This is a genomic window from Paenibacillus sp. EKM206P (assembly GCF_011066155.1).
GTDB classification, from domain to species: Bacteria; Bacillota; Bacilli; order Paenibacillales; family Paenibacillaceae; genus Paenibacillus; species Paenibacillus polymyxa_D.
Genome location: NZ_JAAMNQ010000020.1, coordinates 23,940 through 37,758, shown reverse-complemented (window position 1 = coordinate 37,758; position 13,819 = coordinate 23,940). Strand labels below are relative to the sequence as shown.

Genomic DNA, 13,819 nt, shown 5'->3' with positions numbered 1-13,819 from the left:
CTCCTTTCTTCAGTTGTTTATTTTTTCACCGTTTCTAATACTTTAACGAAGCTATTTTTAGGTCCTGGAATGGAACCTTTCACGAGCAACACATTACGTTCTGTATCGATCTTAACAACTTCAAGACGTTGGATAGTTACCGTTTCATGCCCCATGTGTCCTGGCAGGTGTTTACCTTTAGGAACGCGGTTAGCTTGAATGGAACCCATAGAACCTGGACCTCTGTGGTAACGCGAGCCGTGTGCCATTGGTCCGCGGCTTTGTCCCCAACGTTTGATAACGCCGGCAAAACCTTTACCTTTAGAAATACCTGTTACGTCAACGAACTCGCCTTCTGAGAAGACATCAGCCTTCAGTTCTTGGCCAACCTCGTACGCAGCAAGGTCGATGCCACGAAGTTCACGAACGTAGCGCTTAGGTGCAGTATTTGCTTTTTTCGCATGTCCTGCTTCAGGTTTGTTGGATCTTTTTTCTTTTTTATCAGAGAAACCGAGTTGGATAGCTTCGTATCCATCGTTTTCCAGATCTTTCTTTTGCAGAACAACACAAGGACCTGCTTCGATAACCGTAACAGCAAGTACGTTACCTTCAGGGGTAAACACTTGAGTCATTCCGAGTTTTTTTCCTAAGATACCTTTCATGTTGACACCTCATTTCTTTTCCTAATTACATATTACAATTTAATTTCGATATCTACACCGGACGGCAGGTCCAAGCGCATCAAGGCATCCACAGTTTGTGGAGTCGGGTTAACAATGTCGATCAAACGCTTGTGTGTGCGCATTTCGAACTGCTCCCGGGAATCCTTGTACTTGTGTACCGCACGGAGAATAGTAATGATTTGTTTTTCAGTTGGCAGCGGAATTGGCCCGGATACACCTGCGCCCGAACGTTTTGCTGTTTCAACAATTTTCTCAGCGGATTGATCAAGAATTCTATGATCGTAAGCTTTCAAACGGATACGAATTTTTTGCTTTGCCATTTTAGTCCCTCCTTCTATCGCCCAATTTGGTATCGGACATACTCCGTGAAAATTTTCCGACAGCCCTCCCATGGCAAAGGGGCCGGGTGTGTCAGTAACCTCTCACATCATCGCACAGTCACAAACAACATTAGTTATTATATCGAATAGTTCTGCCTATTGCAAGCAAAAACGAAAAAACAATGCATCTTATTTTCAAAAGATACAATTGTGCTCGCAGCTCGCGATTTTTTTCAAGAGAAAAGCCCCCGCACCAGGGCAGGGGCTCGTTAAGCTTCGTTCCAATACAACGTTACTCGTTCCAGTACACTGTTGCTCTATTTAAAGGCAAAAACCTTCTTATTTGGAGATTGTTGCTACGGCACCAGCGCCAACTGTACGTCCGCCTTCACGAATAGAGAACTTAGTTCCTTCTTCGATAGCGATCGGGTTGATCAGTTGAACAGTAACCGTGATGTTATCACCAGGCATTACCATTTCGGAACCTTCTGGCAAAGTAATGATTCCAGTTACGTCAGTTGTACGGAAGTAGAACTGTGGACGGTAACCAGTGAAGAAAGGTTTGTGACGTCCGCCTTCTTCTTTAGTCAAAACGTAGATTTGAGCAGAAAATTCTGTATGTGGGTTAACAGAACCTGGTTTAGCCAATACTTGGCCGCGCTCGATTTGTGCACGATCTACACCGCGAAGCAGTGCGCCGATGTTGTCACCAGCTTGAGCGGAATCAAGCAATTTACGGAACATTTCTACGCCTGTTACTACGGATTTACGGGATTCTTCTTGAATACCGATGATTTCGATTTCGTCGCCCACTTTAACTGTACCACGCTCTACACGGCCTGTAGCAACTGTACCACGACCAGTGATGGAGAATACGTCCTCGACAGGCATAAGGAAAGGCTTGTCAGTGTCGCGTTCTGGAGTTGGGATATAAGTGTCGATTGTTTCGAACATTTCAACGATTTTCTTAGCCCAGTCGCCATCTGGGTTTTGCAGTGCTTCACGAGCGGAACCACGAGTGATTGGAGTGTCGTCGCCTGGGAAGTCATACTCGCTCAGCAAGTCGCGAACTTCCATTTCAACCAATTCCAGCAACTCTTCGTCTTCAACCATGTCGCATTTGTTCAAGAATACAACGATGTAAGGAACACCAACTTGGCGGGACAACAGGATGTGCTCGCGAGTTTGCGGCATTGGGCCGTCAGCTGCGGATACAACCAGAATCGCTCCGTCCATTTGTGCAGCGCCAGTGATCATGTTTTTAACATAGTCGGCGTGACCTGGGCAGTCAACGTGTGCATAGTGACGGTTAGGTGTTTCATACTCCACGTGTGCAGTGGAGATTGTGATACCGCGTTCGCGCTCTTCTGGAGCTTTATCGATTTGATCGAATGCTACAGCAGCACCACCGTAAGTTTTGGACAATACAGTTGTGATTGCAGCAGTCAAAGTAGTTTTACCATGATCGACGTGACCAATAGTACCGATATTAACGTGCGGTTTGTTACGCTCAAACTTAGCCTTTGCCATTTGAACAATTCCTCCTCAATAACTTGTTTTATTTTAGGCTGCCGGATGCCCTTTTGGTAAAACCCAGAGCATACCGGTCAGCTGATACATTGTATTACTCGCCGCCTTTGGTTTTGGCAACGATCTCTTCAGCAATGCTCTTCGGAACTTCTTCATAATGAGAAAGTTCCATGGAGAACACACCGCGTCCTTGTGTACCGGAGCGAAGTGTAGTCGAGTATCCGAACATTTCGGACAAAGGCACCTTCGCACGAATGATTTGAGCTCCACTGCGGGAATCCATACCTTCAATCCGACCACGACGGGAGTTCAACATACCCATTACGTCACCCATATATTCCTCAGGAACCGTTACTTCAACTTTCATAATCGGCTCGAGCAATACTGGTTTACATTTGTCTTTCGCTGCTTTCAGCGCCATTGATCCGGCAATTTTAAATGCCATTTCATTGGAATCGACATCATGGTATGATCCGTCCACGATTGTAGCTTTAACGTCCACAAGCGGGAAGCCTGCGATAACGCCGTTTTTCATTTGTTCCTCAATACCAGCAAGAGCAGGAGCGATGTACTCTCTAGGAACAGAGCCGCCGACTACCTTACTTTCGAATTGACTACCAGTACCTGGCTCAAGCGGTTCGAACTCAACCCATACGTGACCATATTGACCACGACCACCGGACTGACGAACGAATTTACCTTCGACACGTGCTGGAGCACGGAACGTTTCACGGTAAGCAACCTGTGGTTTACCCACATTTGTTTCTACCTTGAACTCACGACGCATACGGTCAATGATGATGTCCAAGTGAAGCTCACCCATACCCGCCAAGATGGTTTGACCTGTTTCTTCGTTAGTATGAGCGCGAAGAGTTGGATCCTCTTCAGTCAACTTACCGAGAGCTACAGACATTTTATCTTGGTCAGCTTTGGTTTTAGGCTCAACCGCGATTTCGATAACCGGATCAGGGAAGTTCATGGACTCGAGAATAACAGGACTCTTCTCATCACACAGTGTATCACCTGTACCTGTATCTTTCAAACCTACGGCAGCCGCAATATCACCAGAGTAAACTACAGTGATTTCTTGACGACTGTTCGCATGCATTTGAAGAATACGTCCGATACGTTCGCGTTTACCTTTTGTTGCATTCAATACGTAAGAACCGGATTGAAGAACACCGGAGTATACGCGGAAGAATGTCAACTTACCAACGTAAGGATCCGTCATGATTTTGAATGCCAATGCGGAGAATGGCTCTTCATCGGAAGAGTGACGTTCAACTTCCGTACCGTCTTCCAAATGCCCTTGAATACTTGGCACATCAATAGGAGCCGGCAAATAGTCGAGAACAGCATCCAACATCAGCTGAACACCTTTATTGCGGTAAGAAGATCCACAGATAACTGGGAAGATTTTAACTTCTACAACACCTTTACGGAGAGCGGCTTTAATTTCGGCAACCGAAATTTCTTCGCCTTCCAGGTATTTCATTGTCAATTCTTCGTCCAGTTCAGCAACCTTCTCGATCAATTCATTACGAAGTTCTTCAACTTGATCTTTGAATTCCGCAGGAACTTCTACTTCTTCGATATCTTGACCAAGATCATCTTTGTACATATGAGCTTTTTGTTCAACGATATCGATAATACCAGTAAAATCATTTTCTGCGCCGATTGGCAATTGAATCGCAACTGCGTTCGCTTGAAGGCGATCACGCATGTCAGAGACAACATTCAGGAAGTCGGCACCAATGATATCCATTTTGTTTACATATGCGATCCGTGGAACGCCGTAGCGATCAGCCTGTCTCCATACGGTTTCGGACTGAGGCTCAACGCCTTCTTTCGCACTGAAAACACCAACTGCTCCGTCCAATACACGAAGGGAACGTTCAACTTCAACAGTGAAGTCAACGTGCCCCGGGGTGTCGATGATATTGACGCGGTGACCTTTCCAGGCAGCGGTCGTCGCAGCGGAAGTAATCGTGATTCCGCGCTCTTGTTCTTGTTCCATCCAGTCCATTGTCGCAGCGCCTTCGTGAACTTCACCGATTTTGTGCGTACGGCCTGTGTAGAACAAGATCCGCTCTGTTGTTGTGGTTTTACCCGCGTCAATATGAGCCATGATCCCGATATTACGTGTATTTTTCAAGGAGAACTCTCTTGCCATGAAATGGGTCTCCCTTCAAAATTGAAGTTATTTTTTTGAGCTGAATCCTACCAACGATAGTGAGCAAACGCTTTGTTCGCTTCAGCCATTTTGTGCGTGTCTTCACGTTTTTTCACGGAAGCGCCTGTGTTGTTGGAAGCATCGATAATTTCAGCCGCCAAACGCTCTTCCATGGTTTTCTCACCGCGGTTGCGGGAGTAGTTTACGAGCCAACGTAATCCCAGGGACGTACGTCTTTCTGGTTTTACCTCGATTGGTACTTGGTAGTTGGCACCGCCGACACGGCGTGCTTTAACTTCCAGGACTGGCATGATATTCTTGATAGCTGCTTCAAAAACTTCCATCGGGTCATTCCCCGTACGTTCTTGGATAAGCTTGAACGCATTGTACAGAATGCTTTGAGCAACGCCTCGTTTTCCGTCGAGCATGATGCGATTGATCAAGCGGGTAACCAACTTGCTGTTGTATACCGGATCTGGCAACACGTCTCTTTTGGTAACTGGACCTTTGCGTGGCATGGATATCCCCCTTTCTTACATGTTAAACCGACATACGCGGTTTATATTCATTAGGATTTTTTAGCTTTAGGGCGTTTTGCGCCGTATTTGGAACGAGCTTGCATGCGGTTGTTTACGCCTGCAGTATCCAAAGCACCGCGAACGATATGGTAACGCACACCCGGAAGGTCTTTTACACGACCGCCGCGAATCAGCACTACGCTGTGTTCTTGAAGGTTATGTCCAATACCTGGAATGTAAGCAGTCACCTCTACACGGTTCGTCAAGCGAACACGAGCATATTTACGAAGTGCGGAGTTTGGTTTTTTCGGAGTCATAGTACCTACACGAGTGCACACTCCGCGTTTTTGCGGGGCACTGATGTCGGTAGCTTCACGTTTCAAGGCATTAAAACCTTTTTGCAAAGCCGGTGATTTCGATTTCTCGATTTTGGCTTGACGTCCTTTACGAACCAGTTGGTTAATAGTTGGCATGTTGGTTGCCACCCCCTTCCTCAATTTTTGCTGTTACTTTACAAACCTTATCTAAGCCCACAGACCCAGGCGGTTCATAAAAGAACAAATGAAAAGTCTTTGCCGCCAAGAATAACGATTCCTTAGACAAAAACGTTCCTTACCCTATTGTTTTACGATAGCAGCCATTGCGGCTCCCACTTCAATCCCACATGCAGCTCCGAGATTTTTCATTGTGTCTACGAGAGTCACTTTGACTCCTTGCTTGTTGCACAAAGCAATGATGTTGGAAGTGAGACGCTGATCTGCGTCTTCTGCCACATATACTTCTGAGGCAAAGCCCAATTCTACCATACGAATGGTTTGTTTGGTACCGATTTTGACATGAGCATCTTGCAGTCCTTGTTCTTTAGACATATCTCATTCCTCCGAAAAGACCCAATAGCATATAGGCTGCTCACGCACCTTTGCTATATTAGCATTGACTATAAGTAATGTCAAGACAATTATAAACTATAATTCATTTAAACAGAATAGTACGATTCTTTTTTGAAAAAAGCACCGGAGCACCGTCTGCTGTAGCTTTTATGCAAAGCTTATGTCTACGGTGTTCCGGCAATCATACTATTTTTATATTACTCGGCCGAAATTGGTTCGAGCTCCTCAGATGGAGACTGCCCCTCTTCCGGTTGGGCAAATTTCACGCTACGGTAACGGTTCATACCTGTTCCCGCAGGAATCAATTTACCAATAATTACGTTCTCTTTCAGTCCAAGCAACTGATCGACCTTGCCTTTAATAGCTGCATCAGTCAGGACACGAGTAGTTTCCTGGAAGGATGCTGCTGACAAGAAGGAGTCAGTTTCCAGAGATGCCTTGGTAATACCGAGCAGTACCGGCTTGGCTACCGCTGGTTCTTGGCCGCTGAGAATCGCTATCTTGTTTGCATTTTCATACTCATGGACATCAACAAAGGAGCCTGGAAGTAAGATCGTGTCGCCCGCATCAATGATACGGATTTTACGCAACATTTGACGAATCATAACTTCTACGTGCTTGTCGTTGATTTCTACGCCCTGGTTCCGGTATACGCGTTGAACTTCCTGAAGGATATAGTTCTGTACCCCGCGAATACCTTTAATACGCAGCATTTCTTTAGGATCAATCGAACCATCCGTCAGTTCGTCCCCAGCTTCAACAGTCATACCTTCGCTTACGCGCAGGCGGGAACCATACGTTACTGAGTATGTTTTCGTTTCGGCTTCACCCTGAATGTCGATCTCACGGCGGTCTTTACCTTCACGAACTTCTTTAACTGTACCGTCAATTTCACTAATCGTTGCCTGACCTTTAGGATTACGTGCTTCAAAAAGCTCCTGGATACGAGGCAAACCTTGTGTAATATCGTCTCCGGCTACGCCGCCTGTGTGGAACGTACGCATAGTAAGCTGTGTTCCTGGCTCACCGATGGATTGTGCAGCGATGATACCAACTGCTTCACCAATCTCAACGTGTTTGCCAGTAGCCAGATTGCGACCGTAACATTTCTTGCAGACGCCATGTTTAGCCCGGCAACTTAATACAGAACGTATTTGAACTTTGTGTACGCCAGCTTTAACAATCGCTTCAGCTTTGTCGGAGTCAATCAATTCGTTACGTCTAGCCAAAATCTCGCCAGTCTCAGGATGACGTACCGTTTCAAAGCAATAGCGACCTTCCAGACGGTCATAGAGATCCTCAATTACTTCTTTACCGTCCTGGATACGACTTACTGTGAAGCCTTTATCAGTTCCGCAGTCTTCTTCGCGCACGATAACATCCTGTGCCACATCTACGAGACGACGAGTCAGGTAACCGGAGTCAGCCGTACGAAGAGCTGTATCCGCCAAACCTTTACGCGCTCCGTGAGTGGAGATGAAGTACTCGAGTACTGTCAGGCCTTCACGGAAGTTTGATTTGATTGGGAGTTCGATAATACGTCCGGATGGATTGGCCATCAGACCACGCATACCGCCGAGCTGAGTAATCTGTGATTTGTTACCCCGCGCTTTGGAGTCCACCATCATCATGATGGAGTTGTAGCGATCCATGGACTTCATCAATACTTCGGTAATATCATCTTTCGCTTTAGACCAAATATCGATAATCCGGTCATAGCGTTCTTCATTCGTAATCAGACCACGACGGTACTGATTCGTTACAACTTGCGCTTTGTCTTCGGATCCCTTAAGAATCTCTTGTTTTTCCACCGGCACGATTACGTCCGATACAGCAACGGTTACCCCTGCACGAGTGGAATACGTAAAGCCAAGTTGCTTAATTTTATCCAGAATTACAGCTGTTTCTGTTGTATGGTAAGTCTCAAAACAACGGGCAATGATATTACCAAGGTAATCCTTGCCTACCCCGCTAGCTTGCGGAGCGTTTTGAATGGCTTCTGTAAGATTTACACCCTTCTCGTAAACAAAGAACTCCTCCGCAGTACCATAAAGCAGGTTCGCACGGGTAGCATCATTGATGTACGGGAAGCTTGCCGGGAAAATTTCATTAAAGATAATTTTACCAACCGTTGTGATCAACATCGCTTCCTGTTGTTTTTCCGTAAAGCTCGTTTTATTCAAAGCTTTAACCGGAATAGCTACACGAGCATGAAGTCCAGCTGTACCACGTTGGTAAGCCGATATAGCCTCATTCATGTTGCGAAGGATCATATTACTTCCTTCTTCTTCTTTGTTATCCATAGTCAGATAGAAAGAACCAAGAACCATATCCTGGGAAGGTGTAACAACTGGCTTGCCGTCTTTCGGATTCAAAATGTTGCCGGATGCTAGCATAAGCAAACGAGCTTCAGCTTGGGCTTCCGCAGACAACGGAACGTGAACAGCCATTTGGTCACCGTCAAAGTCGGCATTATATGCAGTACATACGAGCGGATGCAGACGAATCGCACGACCTTCAACCAAAATCGGTTCGAACGCCTGGATACCGAGTCTATGCAACGTAGGGGCACGGTTCAGAAGAACCGGATGCTCCTTGATTACTTCTTCCAGCACATCCCATACTTCTGCACTCACACGCTCTACTTTACGCTTCGCGCTCTTGATATTGTGCGCCAAACCTTTGTTCACCAGTTCTTTCATAACAAAAGGTTTGAACAGTTCCAGTGCCATTTCTTTTGGCAAACCGCATTGATACATTTTCAAGTACGGACCTACAACGATAACGGAACGACCAGAGTAGTCAACACGTTTTCCAAGCAAGTTTTGACGGAAACGTCCTTGTTTACCTTTCAGCATGTGGCTGAGGGATTTCAAAGGACGGTTACCTGGACCTGTAACAGGACGACCACGACGACCATTATCAATCAAGGCGTCAACAGCTTCCTGCAACATCCGTTTTTCATTTTGTACAATAATATCTGGCGCACCTAGATCTAACAGACGTTTCAGACGGTTATTACGGTTAATAACACGACGATACAAGTCGTTAAGGTCAGAGGTAGCGAAACGACCACCATCCAACTGTACCATTGGACGAAGCTCAGGAGGAATAACAGGAAGTACGTCCATGATCATCCAATCCGGTTGGTTGCCTGAGTTACGGAAGGCCTCAATAACTTCAAGGCGTTTGATCGCACGGTTACGACGTTGTCCTTGAGCTGTACGCAACTCTTCTTTCAAAAATTCTAACTCTTTGTCTATATCCAAATCTTGAAGAAGCTTTTTAACCGCTTCAGCACCCATACCTGCCTGGAAGCCATAGCCGTATTTCTCACGGTAGCTACGGTATTCTTTTTCGGACAGGAGTTGTTTTTTCTCCAAAGGCGTATCTCCTGGATCGGTTACAACATAAGATGCGAAGTAAATGATCTCTTCCAGAGATCTTGGAGACATATCAAGAGCAAGACCCATACGACTTGGAATGCCTTTGAAGTACCAAATGTGCGATACAGGAGCAGCCAACTCAATATGGCCCATACGCTCACGGCGAACCTTAGCGCGAGTAACTTCTACTCCACAACGGTCACAGACAACACCTTTATAGCGTACACGTTTGTACTTACCGCAATGACATTCCCAGTCTTTCGTAGGTCCGAAAATTTTCTCGCAAAATAGTCCTTCTTTTTCCGGTTTAAGCGTACGATAGTTAATCGTCTCCGGTTTTTTGACTTCTCCGCGGGACCAAGAACGAATCTTTTCGGGGGAAGCAAGCCCGATTTTCATATATTCGAAATTGTTAACGTCCAACAAGGAGCAACCCTCCTTAACCAAATCCTGAGTTTTTAGGTTTGATACCGCCCAGCAGCACTGGGCGGTATCAAGAAACCTGATCCATCCTAGAATGGATCAAGGTATATAACAAAGCTGATATGAGTCAGTTAGCAGCCAAACTACTCTACGCCAACCTCAGAGCCTTCCAGATTCAAACTCAGCTTATCGCCGCTTGTGTCATCCTCATCATCAAGCTCTCTCATTTCGATCTCTTGTTCGTCTTCAGACAGAATCTTCACGTCCATACCCAAGCTTTGCAGCTCTTTGATCAAGACCTTAAATGATTCTGGAACACCCGGTTCAGGTACATTTTCACCTTTGACAATGGATTCGTAAGTTTTAACACGTCCAACCACATCATCGGATTTCACAGTCAAAATTTCCTGAAGCGTGTACGCCGCGCCGTAGGCTTCCAATGCCCATACTTCCATCTCCCCGAAGCGCTGTCCACCGAATTGAGCTTTACCACCCAATGGTTGCTGCGTAACGAGAGAGTAAGGACCTGTAGAACGAGCATGGATTTTATCATCGACCATGTGCGCCAGTTTAATCATGTGCATGACACCGACAGTAACTTCACGTTCAAAACGATCACCCGTACGTCCGTCATACAACACAGTCTTACCATTACGCTGCATGCCTGCCTCTTCCATTGTATCGAACACGTCATACTCCTTGGCACCATCGAATACTGGAGTTGCCACATGAATACCAAGACGCATTGCAGCCATACCCAGATGGACTTCAAGCACCTGTCCGATGTTCATCCGTGAAGGTACCCCCAGCGGGTTCAGAACGACCTGTACTGGTGTACCATCCGGCAGGAACGGCATATCTTCTTCAGGCAAAATACGGGCAACGACACCCTTGTTACCGTGACGTCCAGCCATTTTATCGCCTTCGGAGATTTTACGTTTTTGAGCAATATATACACGAACCAACTGATTTACACCTGGTGGCAGTTCATCACCATTTTCACGTGTAAACACCTTTACATCTACAACAATCCCATCTGTTCCGTGAGGAACTCTCAAAGAAGTATCGCGAACCTCGCGTGCCTTCTCACCAAAGATTGCGTGTAAGAGACGTTCTTCAGCTGTCAATTCAGTCACACCTTTAGGTGTAACTTTACCAACAAGAATGTCACCTGCACCGATTTCGGCACCAATACGAATGATTCCACGCTCATCCAAGTTGCGAAGCGCCTCTTCACCGACATTTGGAATGTCACGAGTGATTTCTTCAGGTCCAAGTTTCGTGTCACGAGCCTCGGATTCGTATTCCTCAATATGGATCGAGGTGTATACATCCTCCTTGACCAGTTTCTCACTCAGCAGGATCGCATCCTCGTAGTTGTAACCTTCCCAAGTCATGAAGGCAACGACAACGTTACGTCCCAACGCCAACTCACCCATCTCTGTAGATGGACCATCCGCAAGAATATCGCCAACTTTGACAATATCTCCTCTGTTCACAATCGGGCGTTGGTTGATGCAAGTTCCTTGGTTAGATCGCATAAATTTGTGTAATTTATACTTAACAATGTCGCCCTTCACTTCAGCACCATCTACAGTTTCGATACGACGCAACCAAATTTCGTTAGCCGAAGAGCGTTCGATAACTCCGTTGTATTTGGATACAATGCAAACACCAGAATCTTTTGCAGACTTGTGCTCCATTCCTGTTCCGACCAATGGAGACTTCGGAATCAATAGTGGGACAGCCTGACGTTGCATATTGGAACCCATCAATGCGCGGTTAGAGTCATCATTCTCCAGAAACGGAATCAGTGCTGTCGCAACTGATACGACCTGTTTAGGTGATACGTCCATGTAATCGACACGGCTACTAGCCATTGGAATAATGTTATCAGACTGTTTGTTATAACGGACAATGACGACCTCATCCTTAAAGGTGTTTTCCTCCGTCAATTCCGCGTTCGCCTGAGCTACGATGTAGTTATCTTCTTCATCAGCAGTCAGGTAATCAATCTGGTCTGTAACTTTTCCAGTTTTTGGATCTACCCAACGATAAGGAGCTTCGATAAATCCGTACTCGTTGATACGTGCAAATGTGGACAAAGAGTTGATCAAACCAATGTTTGGTCCCTCTGGTGTCTCGATAGGACACATACGGCCGTAGTGACTTGGATGGACGTCACGCACTTCCATGCCTGCGCGTTCACGCGTCAAACCGCCGGGTCCGAGTGCGGACAGACGACGTTTGTGCGTTAATTCAGCAAGCGGGTTTGTCTGATCCATAAACTGAGACAGCTGCGAGCTACCAAAGAACTCTTTAATCGAGGCAATTACCGGACGTATGTTGATCAACGCTTGTGGCGTAATTACATTAGCATCCTGAATCGACATTCTTTCACGCACCACGCGTTCCATACGGGACAAACCGATACGGAACTGGTTTTGGAGCAACTCACCTACAGAACGTAAACGACGGTTACCCAAATGGTCAATATCGTCCGTACTTCCGATACCGTGAAGCAAGTTAATAAAATAACTGATGGAGGAAATAATATCGGCAGGCGTAATATTCTTAACCGATTTATCAATATTTCCGTTAGCAATCAGTTTCACTACTTTACCGTCCTCAATTGGCGAGAACACATCAATCGTTTGAAGTGGAATATCATTGCTTTCCAGCACGCCGCTAGCAACATGATACGTGCGGTGTCCTACTGATTCCTCCAGTTGGGCCAGAATCTCGTCCAACAGGCGACGATCCACCATTTGTCCTGCTTCAGCGATAATTTCACCAGTTGTTGTATCAATCAATGTCTCAGCAAGACGTTGATTGAACAGACGGTTTTTGATGTGAAGCTTTTTATTGATTTTGTAACGGCCTACGTTGGCCAGATCATAACGTTTTGGATCAAAGAAGCGTGCAACAAGCAAGCTCTTTGCGTTATCCAGTGTAGGTGGCTCACCCGGGCGAAGACGCTCATAAATTTCAATCAGCGCTTTCTCCGTGGAATCCGTATTGTCTTTATCAAGTGTGTTGCGGATATATTCGTCATTGCCGAGCAAATCCAGAATCTCAGCATCAGTGCCAAAGCCAAGTGCACGCAGCAACACCGTAACCGGAATTTTACGGGTACGGTCAATCCGGACATAGATAATATCCTTCGCATCCATCTCCAGTTCGAGCCAAGCCCCCCGGTTAGGAATTACCGTTGCGGTGTATGTTGTTTTCGCATTCTTGTCGACTTTTGTGCTGAAATAGACGCTGGGAGAGCGAACCAACTGGCTGACAATAACCCGTTCCGCACCGTTAATAATAAACGTACCCGTTTCAGTCATCAGCGGGAAGTCTCCCATGAATACTTCCTGCTCTTTCACTTCCCCGGTCTCTTTATTAATAAGCCGGACTTTTACCCGAAGCGGTGCTGCATACGTAACGTCGCGTTCCTTTGCGTCGTCAACGGTATATTTGGGTTCTCCGAGAGAATAGTCGATAAACTCCAAAATCAGATTTCCAGTGAAATCTTGAATTGGTGAAATATCCCGAAACATTTCCCGTAATCCTTCCTCCAAAAACCAATCATAGGATTTTTGTTGGATCTCAATCAGGTTCGGAACCTCGAGTACCTCATTAATACGTGCATAACTGCGCCGAGTGCGTCGACCATATTGAACAAGATGTCCTGCCAACTTAAACTCACCCCTCATGTCTACTCACTTTAAAAATACATTGCGAACCTCTGTTTGTGACCTTATAATAAGACACATACAGAAGATTCAATCTTACAAATACAGAAAAGCCCTTACTCGAATGCATTCGAAAAAAGAGCAACGTATCTGCAGAATCCTCTTACCGGAAGATCTTCATCACTTGTAGATTTGCCCAAAATGGTTGTATTATACGTAATAGCGATAAAT

The 13,819-nt window shown here is 45.9% G+C and carries 9 protein-coding genes; all 9 read right to left on the bottom strand.

Annotated elements, in window-relative coordinates; translation table 11 throughout:
* Positions 1–17: 17 nt before the first annotated feature.
* Entirely contained in the window at positions 18–641 is a 624-nt protein-coding gene (gene rplC, locus G9G53_RS24655; protein ID WP_165150809.1) for a 50S ribosomal protein L3, read from the bottom strand.
* A gap of 32 nt (positions 642–673) precedes the next feature.
* Positions 674–982, bottom strand: coding sequence for a 30S ribosomal protein S10 (gene rpsJ / locus G9G53_RS24650; protein ID WP_005544556.1), 309 nt, complete (start codon positions 980–982; stop codon positions 674–676).
* A 339-nt stretch (positions 983–1,321) separates the two neighbouring features.
* Complete coding sequence (gene tuf, locus G9G53_RS24645; protein ID WP_023990558.1) at positions 1,322–2,512, bottom strand: elongation factor Tu; 1,191 nt, start codon at positions 2,510–2,512, stop codon at positions 1,322–1,324.
* A 94-nt stretch (positions 2,513–2,606) separates the two neighbouring features.
* The gene (gene fusA, locus G9G53_RS24640; protein ID WP_029514491.1) at positions 2,607–4,685 is read right to left on the bottom strand and encodes an elongation factor G; all 2,079 of its coding nucleotides are present in this window, start codon (positions 4,683–4,685) and stop codon (positions 2,607–2,609) included.
* 47 nt (positions 4,686–4,732) lie between these two features.
* Positions 4,733–5,203 carry a 30S ribosomal protein S7 gene (gene rpsG, locus G9G53_RS24635; RefSeq protein ID WP_007432586.1) on the bottom strand — a complete coding sequence of 157 codons (471 nt, stop codon included), beginning with the start codon at positions 5,201–5,203 and terminating at the stop codon, positions 4,733–4,735.
* Positions 5,204–5,253: 50 nt separating this feature from the next.
* Entirely contained in the window at positions 5,254–5,676 is a 423-nt protein-coding gene (gene rpsL, locus G9G53_RS24630) for a 30S ribosomal protein S12 (RefSeq protein WP_007432587.1), read from the bottom strand.
* 144 nt (positions 5,677–5,820) lie between these two features.
* On the bottom strand, positions 5,821–6,072 hold the full coding sequence (locus tag G9G53_RS24625) for a ribosomal L7Ae/L30e/S12e/Gadd45 family protein (protein WP_007432588.1): 252 nt from the start codon (positions 6,070–6,072) through the stop codon (positions 5,821–5,823).
* Between the two features lie 218 nt (positions 6,073–6,290).
* Positions 6,291–9,905 (bottom strand): DNA-directed RNA polymerase subunit beta', encoded by a 3,615-nt coding sequence (gene rpoC / locus G9G53_RS24620; protein WP_029514492.1) that lies wholly within the window; start codon positions 9,903–9,905, stop codon positions 6,291–6,293.
* A gap of 140 nt (positions 9,906–10,045) precedes the next feature.
* On the bottom strand, positions 10,046–13,591 hold the full coding sequence (gene rpoB, locus G9G53_RS24615) for a DNA-directed RNA polymerase subunit beta (RefSeq protein WP_029514493.1): 3,546 nt from the start codon (positions 13,589–13,591) through the stop codon (positions 10,046–10,048).
* Positions 13,592–13,819 lie beyond the last annotated feature (228 nt).

Coding starts and splice junctions, on each gene's coding strand:
- rplC (WP_165150809.1), bottom strand. CDS start 641: ATGAAAGGTATCTTAGGAAAAAAACTCGGAATGACTCAAGTGTTTACC.
- rpsJ (WP_005544556.1), bottom strand. CDS start 982: ATGGCAAAGCAAAAAATTCGTATCCGTTTGAAAGCTTACGATCATAGA.
- tuf (WP_023990558.1), bottom strand. CDS start 2,512: ATGGCAAAGGCTAAGTTTGAGCGTAACAAACCGCACGTTAATATCGGT.
- fusA (WP_029514491.1), bottom strand. CDS start 4,685: ATGGCAAGAGAGTTCTCCTTGAAAAATACACGTAATATCGGGATCATG.
- rpsG (WP_007432586.1), bottom strand. CDS start 5,203: ATGCCACGCAAAGGTCCAGTTACCAAAAGAGACGTGTTGCCAGATCCG.
- rpsL (WP_007432587.1), bottom strand. CDS start 5,676: ATGCCAACTATTAACCAACTGGTTCGTAAAGGACGTCAAGCCAAAATC.
- G9G53_RS24625 (WP_007432588.1), bottom strand. CDS start 6,072: ATGTCTAAAGAACAAGGACTGCAAGATGCTCATGTCAAAATCGGTACC.